The organism is bacterium, assembly GCA_024228115.1.
GTDB lineage: Bacteria > Myxococcota_A > UBA9160 > UBA9160 > UBA6930.
The window spans coordinates 21572-42680 of sequence record JAAETT010000128.1 but is presented as its reverse complement, the minus strand read 5'-3'; the positions used below and the strand labels follow the sequence as shown (position 1 = coordinate 42680).

The 21109-nt window shown below is 65.1% G+C and carries 17 protein-coding genes and 1 pseudogene; 10 read left to right on the top strand and 8 right to left on the bottom strand.

All coding sequences use genetic code 11. From position 1 onward, the window contains the following. Positions 1 to 193 precede the first annotated feature (193 nt). Together GY937_06260 and GY937_06255 are read right to left on the bottom strand one after the other, a co-directional pair. Positions 194 to 1228 (bottom strand): LLM class flavin-dependent oxidoreductase, encoded by a 1035-nt coding sequence (locus GY937_06260; GenBank protein ID MCP5056315.1) that lies wholly within the window; start codon positions 1226 to 1228, stop codon positions 194 to 196. Between the two features lie 8 nt (positions 1229 to 1236). Beyond that, positions 1237 to 3591 (bottom strand): molybdopterin-dependent oxidoreductase, encoded by a 2355-nt coding sequence (locus GY937_06255; protein MCP5056314.1) that lies wholly within the window; start codon positions 3589 to 3591, stop codon positions 1237 to 1239. Between the two features lie 65 nt (positions 3592 to 3656). Between GY937_06255 and GY937_06250 the strand changes: the two genes are divergently transcribed. The 5 genes from GY937_06250 (at position 3657) to GY937_06230 (ending at position 9831) form a co-directional block, all read left to right on the top strand. Beyond that, complete coding sequence (locus GY937_06250) at positions 3657 to 4133, top strand: helix-turn-helix transcriptional regulator (GenBank protein MCP5056313.1); 477 nt, start codon at positions 3657 to 3659, stop codon at positions 4131 to 4133. 56 nt (positions 4134 to 4189) lie between these two features. Beyond that, on the top strand, positions 4190 to 6301 hold the full coding sequence (locus GY937_06245; GenBank protein MCP5056312.1) for a VWA domain-containing protein: 2112 nt from the start codon (positions 4190 to 4192) through the stop codon (positions 6299 to 6301). Positions 6302 to 6409: 108 nt separating this feature from the next. Continuing rightward, a complete protein-coding gene (locus GY937_06240) occupies positions 6410 to 6751 on the top strand; it encodes a cupin domain-containing protein (protein MCP5056311.1) in 342 nt (113 codons plus the stop codon). A 145-nt stretch (positions 6752 to 6896) separates the two neighbouring features. Then, complete coding sequence (hemN, locus tag GY937_06235; protein ID MCP5056310.1) at positions 6897 to 8315, top strand: oxygen-independent coproporphyrinogen III oxidase; 1419 nt, start codon at positions 6897 to 6899, stop codon at positions 8313 to 8315. Between the two features lie 109 nt (positions 8316 to 8424). Next, on the top strand, positions 8425 to 9831 hold the full coding sequence (locus tag GY937_06230; protein ID MCP5056309.1) for a wax ester/triacylglycerol synthase family O-acyltransferase: 1407 nt from the start codon (positions 8425 to 8427) through the stop codon (positions 9829 to 9831). A gap of 22 nt (positions 9832 to 9853) precedes the next feature. On the opposite strand, the gene GY937_06225 is transcribed toward GY937_06230, so the two are convergent. Then, complete coding sequence (locus tag GY937_06225) at positions 9854 to 10312, bottom strand: hypothetical protein (protein ID MCP5056308.1); 459 nt, start codon at positions 10310 to 10312, stop codon at positions 9854 to 9856. A gap of 50 nt (positions 10313 to 10362) precedes the next feature. Between GY937_06225 and GY937_06220 the strand changes: the two genes are divergently transcribed. Then, the gene (locus tag GY937_06220; GenBank protein ID MCP5056307.1) at positions 10363 to 11865 is read left to right on the top strand and encodes an amidohydrolase family protein; all 1503 of its coding nucleotides are present in this window, start codon (positions 10363 to 10365) and stop codon (positions 11863 to 11865) included. Between the two features lie 61 nt (positions 11866 to 11926). On the opposite strand, the gene GY937_06215 is transcribed toward GY937_06220, so the two are convergent. Next, on the bottom strand, positions 11927 to 13081 hold the full coding sequence (locus tag GY937_06215; protein MCP5056306.1) for a beta-lactamase family protein: 1155 nt from the start codon (positions 13079 to 13081) through the stop codon (positions 11927 to 11929). Positions 13082 to 13182: 101 nt separating this feature from the next. On the opposite strand from GY937_06215, the gene GY937_06210 reads away from it, so the two are divergent. Beyond that, positions 13183 to 13602 (top strand): pyridoxamine 5'-phosphate oxidase, encoded by a 420-nt coding sequence (locus GY937_06210; GenBank protein ID MCP5056305.1) that lies wholly within the window; start codon positions 13183 to 13185, stop codon positions 13600 to 13602. A 231-nt stretch (positions 13603 to 13833) separates the two neighbouring features. Here the strand turns inward: GY937_06210 and GY937_06205 are convergent. Beyond that, positions 13834 to 14037, bottom strand: a pseudogene (locus tag GY937_06205) (histone). A gap of 94 nt (positions 14038 to 14131) precedes the next feature. Further along, positions 14132 to 14605: a glutathione peroxidase gene (locus GY937_06200; GenBank protein MCP5056304.1), complete on the bottom strand. Its 474-nt coding sequence runs from the start codon at positions 14603 to 14605 to the stop codon at positions 14132 to 14134. A gap of 64 nt (positions 14606 to 14669) precedes the next feature. Between GY937_06200 and GY937_06195 the strand changes: the two genes are divergently transcribed. Together GY937_06195 and GY937_06190 are read left to right on the top strand one after the other, a co-directional pair. Continuing rightward, entirely contained in the window at positions 14670 to 16130 is a 1461-nt protein-coding gene (locus GY937_06195; protein MCP5056303.1) for an amidase, read from the top strand. Between the two features lie 46 nt (positions 16131 to 16176). Beyond that, positions 16177 to 17598 carry a wax ester/triacylglycerol synthase family O-acyltransferase gene (locus GY937_06190; GenBank protein ID MCP5056302.1) on the top strand — a complete coding sequence of 474 codons (1422 nt, stop codon included), beginning with the start codon at positions 16177 to 16179 and terminating at the stop codon, positions 17596 to 17598. 2 nt (positions 17599 to 17600) lie between these two features. Here GY937_06190 and GY937_06185 read toward each other — a convergent pair whose 3' ends face one another. Both GY937_06185 and GY937_06180 read right to left on the bottom strand, forming a co-directional pair. Further along, positions 17601 to 18392: a LysM peptidoglycan-binding domain-containing protein gene (locus tag GY937_06185; protein ID MCP5056301.1), complete on the bottom strand. Its 792-nt coding sequence runs from the start codon at positions 18390 to 18392 to the stop codon at positions 17601 to 17603. A 62-nt stretch (positions 18393 to 18454) separates the two neighbouring features. Next, positions 18455 to 18724: a hypothetical protein gene (locus GY937_06180; GenBank protein MCP5056300.1), complete on the bottom strand. Its 270-nt coding sequence runs from the start codon at positions 18722 to 18724 to the stop codon at positions 18455 to 18457. 83 nt (positions 18725 to 18807) lie between these two features. Between GY937_06180 and GY937_06175 the strand changes: the two genes are divergently transcribed. Then, positions 18808 to 21096 carry a tetratricopeptide repeat protein gene (locus tag GY937_06175; protein ID MCP5056299.1) on the top strand — a complete coding sequence of 763 codons (2289 nt, stop codon included), beginning with the start codon at positions 18808 to 18810 and terminating at the stop codon, positions 21094 to 21096. Positions 21097 to 21109 lie beyond the last annotated feature (13 nt).

Here is a 21109-nt window from a genome sequence, read left to right as displayed (position 1 = left end):
GGCCTCAGGGGCGCGCCGAGCTGCGGATCGCTGCCGAGGCCTCCACCCGCCAACGATTCAATCGGGCCATCGAACAACTCGCCGCCTGACCCGGACCGATACCCTCAGGGGCCCGGATCCAATGACGGATTGGGGCTAGCCGGCAGAGCCTACGAACTCGACGGCTAACCGGCAGAGCCCACGCGTTCGACGGCTAGCCGGCTGAACCCACGAGATCGACGGCTCGGCCCAGGGTGTCGAGCTTGTCGCCGGCAGTTTCGCCATGAGGGTCGAGGCGCAAGACGCCGATTCCGGCCTTTCGATACAAGGCGATGCGCTCGGCCACATGCGCTTCGTTTCCGAACAAGCACGTCTGCTCGATCATGGCGTCGGGAACGGCCTTGGCCGCTTCTTCGCGCTTTCCGGCCACCCAGAGCTGCTGGACCTCGTTGGCCGCATCCTCGAAGCCACTGCGCTTGTAGGCGTCGTTGTAGAAATTCGTCTTTGCGGAACCCATCGCGCCAAGGGTGAATGCCATCTGCGGCTTCGCCCGCTGCACGAAAGGCGCGGGATCGTCGGTGAAGGCCACTGCTGCACCGACGCATAGCGTCAGATCGTCGAGGCTCCGCCCCGCCTTCTCCGCGCCGCGACGCAGATGTTCCAGATGGGCTTCGGCGCGCTCCGGAACGAAAGAGGTACCGAGCCAGCCATCCGCCAATTCACCGGTCAGCGCCAGGGCTCGCGGCGAGAGCGTGGCCAACCAGATCGGCAGGTTCTCGTTCGGTGGCTGGGAGATCCGCAATGCCTTGCCCTCGCCTCCCGGACGCGGCAACACGTAGTGCTCACCCTGGTGCTCCAGCTTTTCTCCGCGGCAAGCCATGCGCACGATTTCGATCACCTCGCGCATCCGGGAGAGGGGCTTGTAGAAGCGTTCGCCCTGCAAGCCCTCCACGACCTGCGGCCCGGAGTTGCCGAGACCGAGGATGAAACGATCCCCCGTCAATGCGGCCATGCTCAGCGCCGTCATGGCCGTCATGCTAGGCGCCCGCGCACTCACCTGCATGATTCCCGTGCCAAGTGTCATACGCTTCACGTGGCCTGCCAGAAAGGCCAGCGTACTGACCGCATCGAGGCCCCAGGCCTCCGCTGTCCACGCCTGATCGACCCCGAGCTTCTCCGCCTCCACGGCGAAGGCCACCGTGCGATCGAAATCCCGCTTCCCGCCGGAGCCTGCGCCCCCTGCGCCGATGGCCGTCTTCACGCTGCAGCTTTCTCCACGCGACAAAGGGTGTACTTGTGATGGGGGCAGCCCGTGATCGGATCCCGGTCGGCTGCATCCGAGATTTCGTTCAAGTTGGCACCCTGAACCTCCAACTCACCGCCGGGCCCACTCGGGTATGCCATGCCGAAGCCATTCGGGACCCACACATGGCCCGCCTGGAGCCGGTCGTCCACGGCCGCAGGCAGTTCGACGGCCCCCCGCTTCGTCGCAAGCCGTACCTGCTCGCCTTCCTCGATGCCGAGCCGCGCCGCATCTGCAGGAGCCAGGTGCAACGAGCAATGAGGGCCGCGGCCCTTTCGCCATTTCGGATCGCGCTGGACCGTGTTGCAATTCCATCTCGTGCGTAGACCGCTCGCCAGCACCATGGGGTATTCCGGGTCGGTCGGCAGCGGTGTGTCGATCGCACGAGCGATCTCGGGCAGCATGTCCTCGGGCGCCAGACGGATCTTCTTGTCTTCCCAACCGACGCATGCGTCGAACGCCTCGCCCGCCGGAACCGTACGGGCGATCTCGACGCCTTCCGGATGCTCCAGCACCCTGCGATAGATCTCCATCGCCAACTCGAACGGCCCGACGTCCTTCCAGGTTTCACCGAAGCTGCGCACGACGGAATCGCGCCGGCCGAAGGCATTCTGCAGAGCCGTCACCCAGATCGCGATCAAGGAGGGCGCTGCCAGCTCTGCCCCGAGACTGCGGTAACCCCAGAAAAGGATCTCGGTGCGGCTCGTCGCCAGCTCCTGCACCTTCCCGAAGATCGCAGCGGCACCCTCGGCCGTAGTTCCGGCCGGGGCCAGCTCGCAGAGTTCCGCCGGGACCTCCCGGACGAGACCCATCGCCTCGGCCAGCCGGACGTAGATCTCGGGCTCGGGCAGCGCTTCCTCGGGTCCCGGGATGATCGGCGGCCGCAGTTGGAGGAAGACCGAGGACGACGAGCGCGGAAAGCCCGATGTCTCCCATTTTTCGTACCCACACGGCGTCGGCAACACGTAGTCCGCCAGCAGGGCCGTTTCGGTCATGGCCGGGTCGATCACGACCAGGAGATCGAGCTGTTTGCGCGCCTCTCGAAATGCGTTTGCGTCCGAGTACGAGAGGATCGGATTGGCTCCCTCCACGATGAGCCCGCGAATGCGCTCCGGATGGTCGACCGTGATCTCCTCCGAGAGCAGCGTCGGTGAGTACATCGGGAAACCGCCGATTGCGGCAATGCCCCGTATCCCCGCTTCGCGGGTGGCCGGAAGCGGCGCCCAACGTTTCGGGCTCCACTCGGGCGGCGCCTGGGTTTCCATGAAGAGGTTCCCACCCGGTTGAACCGCGTTTCCGGTAAGGGAAGAGATCACCCGGATCAGATACGAGATCAGCGTTGAGTGGGGCAGCTGCTCGACGGCCAGATCGAACATGATCGCGGCCGAATCGGAGCTGGCCAGCTCCTGGGTCACGCCCTGCAGCTCATCCAGCGTGATGCCACTACGCTCGGCCATCTCAGCGACGTCGACCTCGGCCAGGCTCTTCTGCAGGACGTCGAAATCCCTGGTGTGGGCCTGGATGAATGCCGCATCGGCCAACCCTTCACTGGTCGTCAGCGTCGCGGCGATCCCGAGCAGGAGAAAAGCGTCGCTTCCGGGCTTCGTCTTGAGATGGCGATCTGCTTGACGGGTGGTCTCGGTCTCCCTCGGGTCCACGACGATCATGCGTTGGTCCGGGTTCTCCGAGAAACGCTTGAAGGTGTCGTTGGCATTATGCCCACGATTCGAGATCCGGGGGTTCGTCCCCAACGCGAGCAACAGCTTCGTGTTCTCGATATCGGGGTGGAACCAGTTCTGCGGCGGCGAGTCGAACATCCACTGGTCGACCAGGAAGTGTTGCGTCTTTTCCTGGCCCAACGCGTTGAACCACCAGGGTGAACCCAACCCGCTCAGGAACGACAACGCGTAGTTGCCATCCATGTGATTGGCCTGGCCCCCGACACCCGCCAGGGCAATGGCCCGCGGCGAGTGCTCCTCCCGGATGGTGGAGAGCTTCTCGCCGATCTCGCGGATCGCCGTATCCCAATCGATGCGCTCGAAGGAACCGTCCGCGCGGCGTCGCAGCGGATGCTGGGTGCGCTGCTCATGGTGCGCGTAGCGCGCGACACTGAAGCCCTTGTTGCAGATGTAGCCCTTGGAGATCGGGTTCGTCTCGTCGGCCCGGACCTTCTCGATCTTCCCTCCCTTCACATCGATCTGGATCCCGCAGTTGTGGCTGCACAGGACGCAGACGGTGGAGAGGCCCTTCGCATCGAGCGGAAGCGGCGTCTTCGAGACGGAGGGATCGACCTGGGCAACGTCGTTCATGAGGTTTCCTGGGCGCCTTGGAGTGAGTTGCAAAATGAAACCATATATGATCTCCTTTCACAACCATGAAATGGGATGAAATCGGCAGCCAGACCTGCTCCATTGCCCGAGCGCTGGGGGAGGTGGGCGACCGCTGGAGCCTGCTCGTCCTGCGGGAGTGCTTCCTGCGCACCCGACGCTTCAAGGATTTCGTGGAGCGCACCGGAGCTTCGCGCAACCTGGTAGCCGATCGCCTGGAAAAGCTGGTGGCTGCGGGGATCCTGGAGCGCCACCGCTACCAGGAGCGTCCACCGCGCGACGAGTATCGACTCACCAGGAAAGGCCTGGATCTCTATCCGGTCATGATGGCGCTCGTGCGTTGGGGCGACCGCTGGCACGACGATGGCCGCGGCAAACCCATCGAGCACCTACACCGAAGCTGCGGGCACATCATACATGCGGAGCCGAGTTGTTCCGAATGTGGCGAGCGCCTGGATCCACACGATGTCGAAGTGCGCCTGGGACCGGCGCTGCGAGACACTTCGGCGACGCTGGGCGAGTAGCGAAGATCCCGAGAACGGTTGGCGGGCCACGACGACGGGGCGGGGTATTGTTCTCCGTGATGCGCGCCCTCCTGTTCGGTTTCGCGTTTCTCGTCGCCGGCACCATCCAAGCTGTCGCGGAAGGGAACGCCACGAGTGCGGGCCCCATGGTGGCCAGCTCTCATTTGCGGGGCGGGGGCACGGCCGGAAACGTCTTCTTCCTGCCTGGCGCCCATGGCACGGTCGCAGTCGGCGCCGCCCATTCCTTCGACCGCACCCAGTTGGCTGAATCGGTCGAGGTCTCCTTCCACACCGCTTCTGGAGGAGCGTCGATCGGACGATCTCGTCGCTTCTTCGCGGCGCCGGGGCGCGCCTATCACGCACCGGGGGCGACGCTTCGCGATGACTATCTGGTCTTCGCGCTCGAGGCGCCGCCGGTTGGCGTGCGCGTGCTCACACCGGCCGTCGACCTGCCAGCCCGTGGCGATCGAATCCTCATCGTCGGTCTCGGGGAGACCGAACGGCTGCCGGGCACGGTCATCCGCAGCGAACCCGAGAGAATCGAGATCGATCTCGAGGGTCTGCCCGACCTGCGGGGTTGGGGCGGAGCCCCCGTACTCGAAGCGGGGACGGATCGCGTCATCGGCCTGCTTCAAGCGGCCTGGCCGGCCGGTGGAGGCTGGCGCGTCGGAGTCGGGCCGATCCTCGGAGCCCAGGAGGCCATCGCCCAGCCCTACGAAAAGGGCCTTGGACGACTGTTCTCGACAGGCGCGCCCCAGGCGAGCGCCGCCAACAGCCCCCTTGCGCGACGTCGGGTCGCCACGGGGTCGGCCCACGGCGACCAGGCACCGGAGCGAACCCGGGCTGAAGTCCTGGCAGCCGCCAAGAAGCTCGAACAACAGGTTGCCATGGCGCCGGCTCCCCCCGCGGTGGTGATCGAGCACCCTCCGCCCGGGAGCCAGATCGGAGATTCGGGCACGGCGTTTCTCGCCGGTCATGCCACCGCCTCGGGAAGCGGTCGCCAGAATTTCGACCTCGTGATTGCCCTCGATGTCTCCGGCTCGACGGCCTATCCCGCGGGCAATGACGTCGATGGAGACGGCGTCGTAGGGAGACCGCTTCCTGAACGCGACGGACGAAGCAGTGACCCGGGAGATACGATTCTCGCTGCCGAAGCCGCCGCTGCAAGCCGGGTGCTCGCGGGACTCGACCCCGGGCGGACACGGGTCGGCTTGATCGTTTTCGGAGGTGACGTGTCGGCGTCCCCGGGGCTGGGCCGTGGCGTCGTGCACATCGAACGTGCCGCCCTGACCGTGGAACCACTCACGGCAGACGTAGCCCGTATCGAGCGCGCACTGAGAGAGCTCGTCGTGCCGGGCGTCGCGGAAGGAACGCATATGGCCGCGGGGGTCGACCACGCCGTGCTGGAGTTGCTAGGCCTGCCCGGCTCGCTCTCGCGTGCGGACCCGGAGAGCCAGAAGGTCGTCCTCTTCTTCACGGACGGCCAACCCACCCTGCCGGTTCCGGATTCGGACGGGGCCAACGTGCGCGCAGTTCTCGACGCGGCGGGCCGCGCCCGGCGAACGGGTGTGCAGATCTACTCCTTCGCGATCGGCCCGGAGGCCCTCGCTGGCCCGATCTCGACGGTGGAGATGGCGGCGATCACGGACGGGCGCTTCACCCCCGTACGAGACCCCGGGCGGCTCTCGCGCTTCGTCGACACCCTCCAGTTTGCGCGGATCGAACGGGTCGAAGTGCGAAACGAGACGACCGGACGCTTCGCGCACCAGGTGACACTCCACGCAGACGGAACTTGGGAAGCCCTCGTACCCCTCGCCGAGGGCGAGAATCTCCTAAGCGTGCGCGTACGCACCCAGAAGGGCGAGGAAGCCCGAGAGGAGCGAACCCTCGTGCACGCCAAAGCCGCGCAGGAGCCCCCGGTACCCGCCGAGTTGGTGGGCCGGCGCGGAGATCTGCTCCGCGGCCGACTGGAAGCCCTGGAGTTCGAGAGAGTCGAACGGATTCGAAAAGACCTGGTGATCGAGATCGAACGCGAACGGGATGCCGCCGTGAGACGCGCCGCCCAGATGCGCAAGGAACTGCAGATCGAAGTCGAAAAGCGTCCCGCAAGCGGGCCCAACGCCGACCGGGAAACCCAGGATGACGTGCCTCGAGCTCGCGCCCACTAGGGTTCCACTTCCGAAGAAGCCGCGAACGCTCCGAGCGCGAGGCCCATCCCGTACCATGGCCGCTCGATCTTGGCCTAGGATACCCGCCCACTCACAGGAGAAGCATCGATGTCGCAGCCGGTCTGGCGTGTCTTCGAAGTGGAGGACGTGGTCGAAAACCTCGAAACCAGCGGTACGCCCTACAAGGAATTCCTGCGCGTACCGTCCCTGTCGTGCGGCATCTACCGCCTGGCGGCCGGCGCCAAGGACCTCCAGGGCCCCCATGATGAGGACGAGGTCTATTTCGTCCTCGACGGCCGCGCCCGCCTCCGCGTCGATGGTGAGGAGCAGGACGTCAAGCGAGGCTCGATCCTCTATGTCCGTGCCACTTCCGAGCACTCCTTCGTCGAGATCGTCGAGGACATCACCCTGCTGGTGTTCTTCGCCTCGGGCGGCCCCGGAAACAATTGACCTGCCTGCCAGAAGCGACACCTTTCGACCCATACGTGAACCAAATTGCCCCATTTCCATCAGCCACATCGCCCCAGAATGAGGACCCGGGCTGCCCGGAGTGCCCCCGAGCCGGGCATGCCGCTTGCGTTGGCGTCCCTCCAATATGCAGGCTGATCTGCGCCCTGGCCCCTCCGAGCTTGGAAGCACGATTCCGGAACCGTCCCGGCTCCGTGAGTTGATTCGACGCTATAGCGGGCCGGGGCCTCGCTACACGAGTTACCCCACGGTCCCCGAGTGGAGCACCGATTTCGGGCCCGAGGACTATCGAAGCGCGCTGGCGACCTGTGACGCCCGCAGCGTCTCCCTCTACGTGCACGTCCCCTTCTGCGAGCGGCTCTGTTCGTTCTGCGCCTGCAATCGCACGATTACGCAAGATCACGAGATTGCCGGGCCCTTCCTGGACCGGATCGAACGGGAAGTCGACCGGGTCGCCGATGCGCTGGGCTCCGAGCGCCCCCAGGTTCAGTTGGCCATTGGAGGTGGCAGTCCCAACTTTCTACGCACCCACGAACTCGACCGGCTGATCGGAATCATCGACTCTCGTTTTCCTCCCGAGGCCGACGCCGAGCGCAGCATCGAACTCGACCCCCGCCGTACACAGGAAGAGCAGCTCAAGTTGCTCATGGCCCGCGGCTTCAACCGCGTGAGCTTTGGCGTCCAGGATCTCGACGAGAAAGTACAACAGGCGATCAATCGCCATTCGCGCCCGGAACGCCTGGCGGCTCTCGTGGACCGCGCGCGCAAACTCGGAGCGAAGGGCATCAACTTCGACTTGATCTACGGGCTGCCAGAGCAGAACGTCGATTCGTTCCAGGAGACCCTCCGCCAGGTACTGGAGCTTCGGCCCGATCGGATCGCCCTGTACGGCTACGCGCACGTCACGTGGATCTCCAAGGCCCAGCGCAGCTTCGAGAAGAAGGATCTGCCCACCCCCGATCTTCGGCTTGGCATCTTCGCCGCTGCGATCGAGCGTCTATGCGGGGCAGGCTACCGCTACCTGGGCATGGACCATTTTGCGCTCCCGGATGACAGCCTTGCCATCGCCGCAAACGAGGGACGCCTGACCCGGAATTTCATGGGCTACACGGTGGCCGCCGGCGACGCCCTTCTTGCCTTCGGCCCGAGTGGGATCTCCGAGCTTGGCCGCGAGTACGCGCAATCGGAGAAGGACCCGGACGCCTGGGCCGAGAAGATCGACCAGGGCGGCCTCCCGATCGTTCGGGGAATGGTGCTCAGCGACGACGACGTGGAACGTCGCTGGCTGATTCGGATGCTCCTGTGCGCAGGCCGCATCTCCGACGACGCTTTCACCAACACCTTCGGCGTCGCCCTCCGCGAGCGCGTTCCAGGGCTCGACCGGGAGCTCGAAGGCTTCGTGACGGATGGCCTGCTCGAAGCGGACGGCGGCGGATACCGCGTCACGCCTGGAGGCCGTCTCTTCCTGCGACCCCTGGCCATGACCTTCGACGCCTACTTGAAGACCTCCGAGGATGCGCCTCGGCGCTATTCGTCCACCGTCTAGGCGGGCCCCGCGAAAAGCCTCCTTCCGATAGGCCACGAAAACGGGGCTGGGGATGTTTCTCGCCGCCGCTTCCGCCTCCTGTCCTACAATGGGGCCTCGGAGGCCCCCCATGGCGGTAACCTACGAAGAGTGGATGAGCGACGGCGACGCGTTGATGTGGAACATCGAACGCGATCCGATCTTACGCTCTACGGTGTTGAGTGTCTGGATCCTCGACCGCTCGCCGGATCTGGAGCGCTTCGAGGCCACCTTCGACCGTGCTGTCGACACGATCCCGCGGCTTCGCCAACGGGTCGTCGCTGATGGACTGGGCGTGGCGACACCGCGCTGGGAAGAGGACCCGCTCTTCGACCGCACCTATCATGTGCGGCGCCTGCGCGCGCCCGGCGAAGGCGACCTTCGGGATCTACTCGACCTCGCCGCACCGATCGGATCCCAGGCCTTCGACAAGGACCGTCCGCTCTGGGAGTTCCATCTCGTAGAAGGCCTCGAAGGCGGGCGCGCGGGCGTGATCATGAAGATCCATCACGCGATCTCGGATGGCGTCGGAATGATCCGCATGACCAACTCCCTGATCGAGCGCTCCCGAGATCCGGAGCCCGGTTGGGACCGGCCGCGAACCCTGGCCGAGGGCCCGGACGCCTGGCACCGTGCCACGGAAATGGAGCAGCTGGCGTCCGCGGTGCAACATCGGGTGAAGACCGCCACCGAACGCGGCCTGAAGCTGAGCGAGGCCCTTGGCAGGGGCCTTTGGGAAGCGGCGAAGGATCCCACCGGCGCCGCCCGCAAGATGGCTGAGACGGCGAGCTCAGTGGGCCGGCTGGTCAAGCCCGCGACCGAGCCGCACTCTCCACTCTGGACCGAACGCTCGTTCTCGATCCACCTCGATGCGCTCCTGGTCTCCTTCGACGCATTACGCGCTGCGGCCAAGGCTGTGGACGGAACGCTCAACGACGCATTCGTAGCCGCCATTGCGGGCGGCCTGCGCCTCTACCACGAGGGGCATGGACGTCCCGTGGAAGCCCTGCGCATGAACATGCCGATCAACATCCGCGAGGGCGACGAAGGCAAGAAGGCCGGCAACCAATTCGTCCCGGCCCGTTTCGATGTACCGATCGGGATCGCGGATCCGAAAAAACGCATGAGGGCCATCCGGAAGCTGGTACGCGACCAGCGGTCGGAGCCCGCTCTTCCCCTGATGGACGAGGTCTCAGGCGCGATCAACCGACTGGGTGTCGTGGCGGCCACCTCGTTCGTCAGTGGCATGATGAAATCCGTCGACTTCGTGACCAGCAACGTGGCCGGCCCGCGCTTTCCCGTCTACACCGGCGGTGCGCGCATCGAGCAGATGTTCCCCTTTGGTCCCATGGCCGGCGCCGCCGTCAACGTGACGCTCTTCAGCTACGACGGCCAACTCCAGCTTGGAATCAACACGGATCGCCACGCGGTCCCCGATCCGGACGGTCTTCTCGAGTGCATCGAAGCCGGTATCGACGAAGTCACCGCCATCGCCTGAGCCCGGAAGACCCATCCGACGCTCAACGCTCCTGTCGGGCTCCGGCGTAGATCGCCACCATGGCACCGACGACTCCGATGATCGCGGCGATGAAGAGCAGGTAGACGAGGCTGTTCCAGCTCACACCGCTGAATGCCAGCCCGCGGGTCTCCGAGAGCGGGCCGATCCAGGACGCGGTGACGTTCCCCCATGCACACACGAGCAGACCCTTCGTCACCCATGCCGCGCCGCGGGGGCCGAGCTGAAGAAGCGGCGCCGCCGCGGCGACGCCGAACAGAAGCATGCCGTTCAGGATCCCTTCGAGATGGGCCATTCTCCAACCGCGCACGTCTCCGGGCGGATCGAAATCGAAGCCACCCGGGATCGGCCAGAGTTCGACCCTGCCGAGGATCTCGAAGCCGAAGGGTAGACCCGCCATCAGCCCGACCAGGAAGACGAGTGCACCGTGGGCCACCAGGGTTCGTCGGTCTCGTTCTGTCATCGGGCCTCCTGCCTCCAAGCGCCTCACGAACGTGCGAGACTTCCGGGATGATGCGTCAACTACGACTCCTCGGCCTCGTTTTCCTCCTCTTGTCCGGCCCGGCCGGAGCCTCGGCCGAAGCCGGGTGGGAACTCGTACTTGCGGGCGGGCGGGTCCTCGACCCGGAATCGAATCTCGATGCCGTTCGATGGATCGGCATCCGCGAGGGCCGCATCGGCGCGATCTCTGAAACGCCGCTCGTGGGCACCCAGGTCGTCGACGTCTCTGGTCTGACGGTGGCGCCGGGATTCATCGATCTGCATATCCACGGTCAGGAGCCGCGCAGCTACGACTTCCTCGCTCGAGACGGTGTCACCTCTGCCCTCGAACTCGAAGCGGGCGTCCACCATCTGGACGGCTTCCTTGCACGACGCGAGGGCCGTGCCCGCGTCCACTTCGGTGCCTCCGCCGGACATATTCCGGCGCGTGCCTTCGTCTTCGACGGAGTCAAGCTCGAACATTTCCTGACCGCACGCACGATGGAGCGCGGGCTACGTCTCTTGTGGACCGGCTTTCGGGTCTGGGCTTTCTCTTCGCCGATCTATGGGTACGTCGTCGCCGACCGGGAACATCGCGACCGCATCGTGGCGGCCCTTGCCGAAGAGCTCGACCAGGGGGCGATCGGGATCGGAATGGGACTCGCCTACACCCCCGGCGCCGACGGCCCGGAAATCAGTGCGGTCTTCGAGCTGGCTGCCGAGCGCGGCGTGCCCTGCTTCGTCCACCTGCCGATGCAGGACAGTCCACTAGATACAAAGCCCCTCGAAGAGGTTCTGGGCTTTGCTCGCCAGACGGGTGCGGCGTTGCACGTGGTGCACGTCAACAGCTCGAGCCAGGACGCGGTCGTCGAATACCTGGAACGCATCGAAGAGGCACGGGCAGAGGGCATGGACGTCACGGTCGAGGCGTATCCCTACACCGCGGGTTCGACCGCCCTGGAGTCCGTGCTCTTCGACGAAGGTTGGCAGGAAAAACGAGGCGTGGACTACGGCGATCTCCAATGGGCGGCGACGGGCGAACGACTCACGGCGGAGAGCTTCGCCCGCTACCGAAAGAAGGGCGGCACGGTGATCCTCCACTTCATGAAGCCCGAGATGGTCGCGGCCGCTGTCTCCCACCCGTTGACGATGATCGCCTCCGATGGCATGCCCATGCTGGGCGCGAGCCCGCACCCGCGCGGCGCGGGCACACGTGCTCGTGTGCTGGCTGAATACGTCCGAGAGCGTCAAGCCCTCGACCTGATGAACGCCGTGCGCAAGATGTCCCTGGATCCGGCGCGGCGCCTCGAGACGTTCGTCCCGGCCATGCAGAACAAGGGCCGAATCCGGGTCGGTGCCGATGCGGACCTCGTCGTCTTCGACCCGGCGACCGTTCGCGACCGCGCGACTTTCGAAGACCCCCATCAGCCATCGGAAGGGATTCCCCACGTGTTGGTGGGCGGCGCCTTCGTCGTGCGCGATGACGCGCTCGTGGAAGACGCGACTCCGGGACAAGCTCTCCGCGCAAGCCACTGAACGAACTCAGGCCAGGTTGAAGCCCTCATAGCCCTTCGAAGCCAGCCTCCTTGTGTTGGCCCTAGGCTTCCAATGCCTTGTACGCCGAAAGCACGATACTGCCGCCGCGAACATCACCCATGATGTTCGCGGCCATCTTGTTCATGACGTAGGCGACCGACATCCGGGCGTCGAGATCGATCACCGCGAGAGAACCGCCCCAGCCACCCCAGAAGAAGGTCCGCGGGTTCGGGCTGAGTGGGAATGTCGGATCGACCAGACCGAAGCCCATTCCGAAGCGGATCGGTACGCCTAGCACCCGGTCCTTTCCCTGGGTCTGCTCCTCGAGGGCACGCGCCACCCCGGCCTCGGAAAGCAGCCGCACGCCATCGACCTCGCCACCACAAGCGAGAGCCGAGTGCACGCGCGCCACGGAGCGCGCGTTGCCCTGCCCTCCGGCCGCGGGAATCTCGGCACGGCGCCAGGCCGAGGTCCGCGGCTCTTTCCCGGTGATCGGGCAGCTGGTCATCGTGCGCACGCCGATGGAGTCTGGATCCCCCTGCGCGGCGTTCGGGCTGGAACCAGGCGGGATCAGTTCACCGACACGCTCGTCATGAACTGGGTCGAGACCGATATGGAAATCCGCGCCAAAGGGCTCGGCCACTTCTTCACGGAAGAAGGCGCCGATGCTCTTGCCCGTGACCCGCCGAATGATCTCGCCCTGCAGGAAACCCTGCGTCACGGCGTGGTAGCCCGAGCCATCGCCGGGCGTCCACCATGGCGTCTGCGCTGCCAGACGGGATGCGACTGCGTCCCAATCGTAGAGGGCAGCCGCCGTTTCGAGCGGCGGGTCGAAGCCCGAGAGCCCGGCGCTATGGCTCATGACGTGCTTGACCAACACTCCCGCCTTGCCATTCGCTGCAAATTCAGGCCAATACGTCGCCACGGGCGCATCGAATTCGAGGCTGCCGCGATCGGCCAGCATCAACATGCACGTCCCGGCCATCGTCTTCGTCGTCGAGTACACGTTGACGATCGTGTCCTCCTGCCAAGGTCGCCCGTCGGAATCCGCATCACCGGCCCAGAGGTCTACCACCGGGACGCCATCCAACGTCACGGCGGCAGAAGCACCGACTTCGTTCCCTCCTTCGAAATTCGCCGAGAATGCCTGGCGAACAGCTTCGAAGCGCGAATCACAATATCCCTGGATGTCCATCCTGCCCTCCCTTGCCGCCATGCTGGGGTAGACCGGAGCGGGAGACAAGGCCTAGGATGTGCAGAGCCGATCGCATGCGGCCGAACATCCCCCGCGCCCTCGGAGCCCCAATGTCCCTTCGCATGAGCAAGACCCAACGCGAGGCCTTCCTGATGGATCTGCACGTCGGGATCATCAGCATCGAACGCCAGGATGCTGCGCCCCTATGCGTTCCCATCTGGTACGACTACACGCCGGAAAAAGGCCTTTGGGTACTTACCGGCGAGGATTCCCAGAAGGGCCGGGCCCTGGCAGCCGCCGGGCGCTTCTCGCTATGCGCCCAGACGGAGGTTCCGCCCTATCAGTATGTGAGTGTCGAGGGTGCCATCACCGAAACCCGTCCCGGTGAACGCGAACGGGATTCCCGCCCGATGGCTCATCGCTACCTCGGCAAGGAATTTGGCGATCAGTACGTGGCGAACTCCGGAAATGACGAAAGCGTCGTCTTCGTCATGGCACCGGAGCGATGGCGCACGGTCGACTACTCGAAGCTCGGGAGCTGATGGCAACGGCCAGCGGGCTCAGCGGCTGTTGAAGCCCCGCTTCGGCGGGCCTTTTCTCGTCAGCTCGAGTGCTCTTTCGGCGAGCGCTCGAGCCGCAGCCTCAGGGCTCTCGTAGGCCTCGTCGATGAGCAGTTCCTTCGCTCTCCGGAGATCCTCCTGGCGAAAGGATTTGTCGACCCGGGGCTTCAGGGCAAAGATGTGCCCCATGTGGACGTCCTTGACGGAGGCCCCCTTCCCGGCGGCTTTCTTGGCAGCCGGCTTCTTCGCGGCCGGTTCCGTGGCTTCAGCCTTCTTGGCCGCTGCCTTCTTCGGTGCGGCTTTCCTGGCCGTAGCCTTCTTTGCCGCGGGCTTCTTCGTGGCGGAAGCCTTCTGGGTCGCAGCCTTCTTCGTTGCTGCCTTCTTGGGTGCAGCCTTTTTCGCCGCGGGCTTCTTCGTGCCGGCGGCCTTCTTCGTCACCTTGCTCGCGCTCTTGCGTGCTGCCATCGACCGATCCTAGCGGTAGAAGGCCTCCAGCACCCCCATCAGCCGATCAGAGGTGCTCGGCCAGCCCCGCCCCGATGTCTTCGGGCGTCGTCGTCGGCCCGTAGCGGGCGATCACTTGCCCGTCCTTTCCGACCAGGAACTTCGTGAAGTTCCAAGCGATCTCCTCCTTGCCTTCCTCATCCGGATTGCCAGCCTTGAGGAATCGGTAGAGGTCGGAGGCCGACTCCCCGTTCACATCGATCTTGGCGAACATCGGGAAATCGATCTCGTACTTGGAGCGCGCGAACTCGAGGATCTCTTCGTTCGTGCCGGGCTCCTGGGCTCCAAACTGGTTGCAGGGGAAGCCCATGACCGTGAGACCGTCGGTGTTCTGATGGAGGGTACGCAGACCTGCGTACTGGCCAGTCAGGCCTCACTGGCTGGCGACGTTGACGACCAGGCTGAGCTGCCCTTCGAACTGGGAGAGAGCGATCTCTTCACCGGAGATGGCGTTCGCCTTCAATTCGTACATGCTGGCCATGAGGTGCCCCGCTGAGTGAAACTGCACGCTACCACATTGCGTGTGGAAGACAGGAGAATGAGTGATGGCAGCATGGGCCTACCGATCCGCGACCGAACTGCTGGCGGCCATGGACCGCGGCGAACTGACCAGCCTGGAGCTTCTCGATCTGTTGCTTGCCCGGATCGAGCGCTGGAACGGCGAGCTGAACGCTGTCGTCACCCTGGCGTCGGACGAAGCGCGAGAGCGTGCTGGCGAGGCGGACGCGGCCCGAGCCCGCGGCGAGTCCTGGGGCCCCCTGCACGGCCTGCCGATGACCGTGAAGGAATGCATCGAGGTCGCGGGCCAACCGACGACCTCCGGTGCTCCCGAGCTTTCGGGCCACGTCCCGACCGAGGATGCCGACACCATTCGCCGGTTGAAGGACGCAGGGGCCATCATCTTCGGTGGAACCAATCTGCCGCTCTACGCTGGCGATTTCCAGAGCTACAACGACGTCTACGGGACGACGAACAACCCATGGAACACGGAGCGCGGCCCCGGAGGCTCGAGCGGGGGCTCGGCGGCCTCGCTGGCTGCGGGCTTCACACCCCTCGAGCTGGGCAGCGACATCGGTGGTTCGATTCGGAACCCGGCGCACTTCTGCGGTGTGTACGGCCACAAGCCCAGCTACGGAATCGTGTCCGGGCGCGGCCATGTCCCCGGCCCCCCGGGCCAACGGTCCCGGGCAGATCTCGCCGTGCTAGGCCCCCTTGCCCGCGCGGCCGACGATCTCGCCCTTGCCATGGACGTGCTGTCCGGCCCGTTCAAGGAGGATGCGACCGCCTGGCGCCTCGAACTGCCTGCCCCCCGCCATCAGCGTCTGGAGGATTTCCGCGTTGGGCTGCTCCTCGATCTTCCGGGCCACCCTGTATCCAGCGCCGTTCGCGGCTGCATCCGAGCCGCCGCCGATGCCGTCGCGGCGGCCGGAGTCACGATCGATGAAGCCGCACTTCCGAAAATCGACTTCGAGACGAGCCACGAGCTCTACACGCGGCTCCTCTACGGCGTAATGGGGACAGGTTTTCCACCCAACGTCATCAAGGACATGGAGGCCGCCGCGGCCAACCTGGCACCGGACGACAACAGCCCGGAGGCGCTCATGATCCGGGGGAGCGTCGGCCCTCACCGAGCCTGGCTATCGGACAACGAGCGCCGCGAGCAGCTTCGCGTTCGCTGGGCCGAGTTCTTCGAGGCCTTCGATCTCCTGTTGTGCCCGATCTCTCCCACGACCGCCTTTCCGCACGATCACAGCCCGATCCCGACGCGCATGCTGCGAGTCGACGACGAGCAGATCTCGTACATGACCCAGCTCTTCTGGGCGGGGCTCGCCACGGTGGCCTACCTGCCCGCCACAATCGTCCCCGTAGGCCAGGCGGAGGACGGTCTCCCCGTCGGAATGCAGTTGATCGGACCCTACCTGGAGGACCGCACACCGATCGAGTTCGCAAGGTTGGCGGAAGCGGCCATCGGCGGCTTCGTGGCGCCCCCCGGCTACGGGGAGTAGATCCGGTGTAGGATGGGGAGGTCGCCGGCGCGACGGGAGGATTCCGATGCAGCAGCTCTCAGGGATGGATGCTTCGTTTCTCAACTTCGAGACCGCCAACGCGCCCAACCACATCGGCTCCTTCACGATCTACGACCAATCGACGGCGCCGGGCGGCCGCGTCACCTTCAAGCAGATCCTCGCGAACGTCGAGAGTCGACTGCATCTGGCGCGCTGCTTCCGTCAGAAGCTCGTCTACGCACCGATGAATCTCGACCATCCCTACTGGCTGGAGGACCCGGAATTCGATCTCGAATTCCACGTGCGTCATATCGCACTTCCCCACCCGGGCGATTGGCGACAGCTCTGCATCCAGGTGGCGCGGATCCACTCGCGGCCCATGGATCTCTCCCGCCCGCTCTGGGAAATGTATGTGATCGAAGGCCTCGACAACGTCGAAGGCATGCCTCCTGGAAGCTTCGCGGTGATGACGAAGATCCACCACGCAGCGATCGACGGCGTCTCCGGCGCTGAGCTTGCCGGGGCCATTCACGATACGTCTCCGAATGCCGAGCCCGCGCCGCCGGACGAAGAGTGGATACCGGAGCGCGAGCCCACCTACCTGGAAATGGCGGCTCGCACCACGCTCAACAACATCCGTAGCCCTTTCAACTTCGTCCGTGTTGCCGGCCAGACCATCCCGGGCGTGGCGAACTTCTTCCGCGGCTCACCCGAAGACGAGATGGATGAGATCAAGGATGTTCCGCGCACCCGTTTCAACGGCACCATCTCCAGCCATCGGGTCGTCGAAGGCCGGAACTTCTCTCTGCAGGATATTCGTGACATCCGCAAGCGAATTCCAGGCGCCACCGTCAACGACGTGATCCTCACCGTCTGTGGCGGTGCGCTTCGAAAGTACCTGGAATTCCATCGTGAGCTTCCGGACGAACCCCTGGTCGCGATGGCACCGATCTCCGTCCGCTCCGATGACGAGGCCGGGAGCGCAGGCAATCGGATCTCGGCCATGTCAGTGACCCTCTACACCGACGAGGGCGACCCGCTCGAGCGTCTGCGCAAGATGCAGCGCGGCACGAAGGCTTCCAAGAAGACGGCAGAGGCGATCGGTGCCCAGACCATGACCGATGTGGCGCAATTCCTGCCCGGCACGCTGGTCGGATTGGCAGCGCGGCTGTACACGCGCCTCGGCCTTGCCAATTCCGTCAAGCCCTTCTGCAATACCGTCGTCACGAATGTGCCGGGCCCGCAGATCCCGCTCTACTTCACCGGGGCGAAGATGTGCGCCCTCTACGGAATGGGGCCGGTGCTGGACGGCATGGGCATCATCCACCCGGTCTTCAGTTGTTCGGGTCGCATCAGCATCTCGGTCACCGCATGCCGCAAGATGCTCCCCGATCCCGGCTTCTACGCCGAGTGCCTCCAGGCGTCCTTCGACGAGCTATTGGAGCAGGCGCTCGAGCCCGCTCCCTAGCGTCAACGTCGGTATGCGACCTCTTCCCGCGCCTGCTCGAGCAGCTCGAGGGCATGGGGGGAGAAGACGCCGGGAGCCGGGGCGTAGTACGGAAGCAGCGTCAGTACTTGACTGAAGCGCTGCACGACACCGGCATCATCGCCACGGCCGAGTTCCACCATGGCAGCCGTCAGCGCGATCTGGGCTCGGGTACTCCGCGAGTCCTCGTCTTCGGGGAGCGCCACCGCGGCTTCCTCTGCGAGTGTCAACGTCTCGAGTGCCCCTGCGTAGTCCTCGTCCTGGCGCTGCCTCTGAGCCAGGTCGATGAGGTCCGTGATCTCTCCGGGCTCAGCCGGGGATTTGGGAGTTGGCGAATCGGAGGCCGCAGGCTCCGATTCCAGAGAGTCGGAGGCCGCAGGCTCGGATTCCAGAGAGTCGGACGCCGGAGACTCGGCGACCACCCTGTCGACCTCAGGCGTGAAACCATCATCGAACTCCGAAGGCTGTATCTGGGAGTCGGCAACGGGAATACGAAGCACCCGGCCGATCTCGAGCTTGCGCGGGTCGTCGATTGGATTCTCCGCAAGCAGCGCTTCGAGGGTGATGCCGTGGTTCTGCGCGATCGACGAGAGCATGTCTCCTCGAACCACCTCGTAGCGCGTGTAGAGAACGACGGGAGCCGAGAGTTCGGGCTGCGTCACCGGTTCCGCCGGAGCCACGGGTTTCGTGGCGCACGCCAACACCGTGGTGAAGAACACCAGAATCGCGGCTCCGGTTCGAGCCGAGCGAGCCAGCTGTTTCTTGGGCGACGCCATCTTATGTCTCCGGACTCCACTCGAGTACATGGATTCTACCTCAATCGTGCCGGGACCAGCCTTCAGATAGGCAAATCCAGGTAGACCTCCGCCAGCCAATCGCGGATCTGATCATCGACCTCGTCGGGCGAAACCAGATCGACGAAATGAGCCATGCGATTCGCGGAAGTCTGGAGACTCTTGCGCACTCGCCGATCGGCGAGGGGGCGGGAGAGCTTGAACGAGAGCGCGACACAGCCGCGGCGGGGGCGGAGCCAGCAGAACGTTCGCGCCCGCTTCACAAGGATGCCGACTTGCACCGGGTCGATGTCGAACATTTTGGGCAAGTCCAAGATGTCATGCTGGGGAGATGCGGGGCCTCTGCCCCAACGTCGAGCTCCCGAGCAGATACGCGGTTTCGTGCTAATCCTCGGCCGTGAACCGGCTCCAGCTCACCTCGATTTTCCTGACCGCGCTCGCTTGCGGTTCTCCTGACCAGGCCACTCAGGCTCCTGAACCCACCGCGGAGTACGTTGGCGCGGAGGCCTGCGCGAGCTGTCACCCGGAGGAAACGGAGCGCTGGCGCGGCTCCCATCACGATCTTGCCATGCAGGAAGCCCGGCCGGGGAATGTCCTCGGTGATTTTGGTGATGTGGCTTTCGAGCATCGCGGTGAGCGTTTCCGCTTCTACCGGCAAGGCGAGGCGTTCTTCGTCGAGACAGCAGGGCCCGACGGCGCGGTCCAGGACTTCGAAATCGCCTACACGTTTGGTGCTGAGCCACTTCAGCAACACCTGGTTCGACTCCCGGGCGGTCGGCTGCACGCGCTCGGTGTGGCATGGGATTCGCGACCCGCAACCGCTGGGGGGCAGCGCTGGTTCCACCTCCATCCGGAAGAGGAGATCCCACCGGGCGACATCCTGCATTGGACGGGTCCGGCGGGAAGCTGGAATGCCATGTGCGCCGATTGCCACTCGACGAACCTCGAGAAGGGCTACCGGCTCGAGGAGGATCGATTCGACACGCGGTGGTCCGAGCTCGATGTCGCTTGTGAAGCCTGTCATGGGCGAGGCGGGGCGCATATCGCGTGGGCCAACGCCGGTGCCGATGCCGCGTTGGCTGATCAAGGCCTCGAAGTCACCCTCGGAAGCGAGCGCAAGTGGGAGTTCCAGGAAGGCGCTCGAATCGCCAGCCGCATTGCGACGTCCCCAGTCGAACTCCATGGGAGGTTGAGTCGGAACGGGGAACTCGACGTTTGTGCCCCGTGTCACTCGCGTCGCACCCGGATTTCACAAGCCGAACCTGGCGACGCGTTCCTGAATCACGCCCGGCCCGCATTGTTGGATGAAGGCTTGTATCACGCCGACGGCCAGATCCTGGACGAAGTCTACGTCTGGGGTTCCTTCGTGCAGAGTCGCATGTATGCGGCAGGCGTGACCTGCAGTGATTGCCACGATCCCCACAGCCTCCGAATCGAGGAGCCCGACGCGGTCTGCGCGGGTTGCCATCGACCGGGAGCTTTCGCCACATCGGTGCACCATCACCACGAACCCGCCACGGCTGGGGCCAGTTGCATCGCCTGCCATATGCCAACGAGTACGTATATGGTCGTCGACGACCGACGCGATCATGGCTTTCGCGTGCCGCGGCCCGACGTGAGCGAGAAGATCGGGGCACCGGATCCGTGCACGAGTTGCCATGCGGATCGAAGCCCTGGCTGGGCGAGCGAGACGATCGCCAGCTGGAACGGAAGCTCCGTGAACCCGGGCGTCCATCCGGGCGAAGTACTGCACGCGGGCCGGCGCCTGTTGCCGGGTGCGGCGGCCGCCCTGGCCGCTCTCGCGAAGGATCCGGAACGATCCTCGATCCTGCGCGCTTCGGCCCTCCGCTTGCTCGGCTCCCAGCTCGATGCCGCCTCGCTGCCGAGCCTGCACGCCGGGCTGCGGGATCCATCGCCGCTCGTGCGATTGGCTGCAGCCAGCGCGGCAGAATCACTTCCACCCCAGGATCGTTGGCTTGCGCTCGAGAGCCTGTTGCGAGATGAATCGCGGGCAGTGCGAATCGAGGCGGCCCGCGCTCTCGCACCCATGCGACGGGAGATCACCGACCCGCGAGCTGCCAAGCCTTTTGACGCGGCACTCGATGAGTATCGGCAAGCGCAGTTGCTGAGTGCCGAGCGACCTGAGAGCCACGTGAACCTGGGCCTCCTGAACGATCACCTCGGTGAGCGCGATGCGGCCCAGCAAGCCTATGAGACGGCCTTGCGCATTGGACCCTGGTTCCTGCCCGGCTACGTCAACCTGGCGGAACACCATCGCACCCGCGGCCGTGAGGACGAGAGCGAACGACTCCTGCGGGAAGCCGTCGGCTTGTTTCCTGACAATGCCGACGTGCATCATGCCCTCGGCCTTCTGCTTGCACGCCGGAGAGCATTGGATGAGGCCCTCGTTTCACTGGCACACGCTGCCGAGTTGGCCCCCGAGAATCCCCGCTACGCCTACGCCCATGGCATCGCATTGAGTTCGACCGGCCAGTTGGAGACCGCACTGAAGGTTCTCGCGGGCGCTCACGAGCGACATCCGGGCAACCTGGACCTGCTGGTCGCTCTTGCCACTCTCCACCGGGATGCGGGCCATTCCGACACCGCACGCAGCTACGCGGCAAAGCTCCTCGCACTTCGACCCGATGACCCGAATGCCCGGGCGCTGATGCGCGAGCTGGAATAGCTGCAATCTTCAG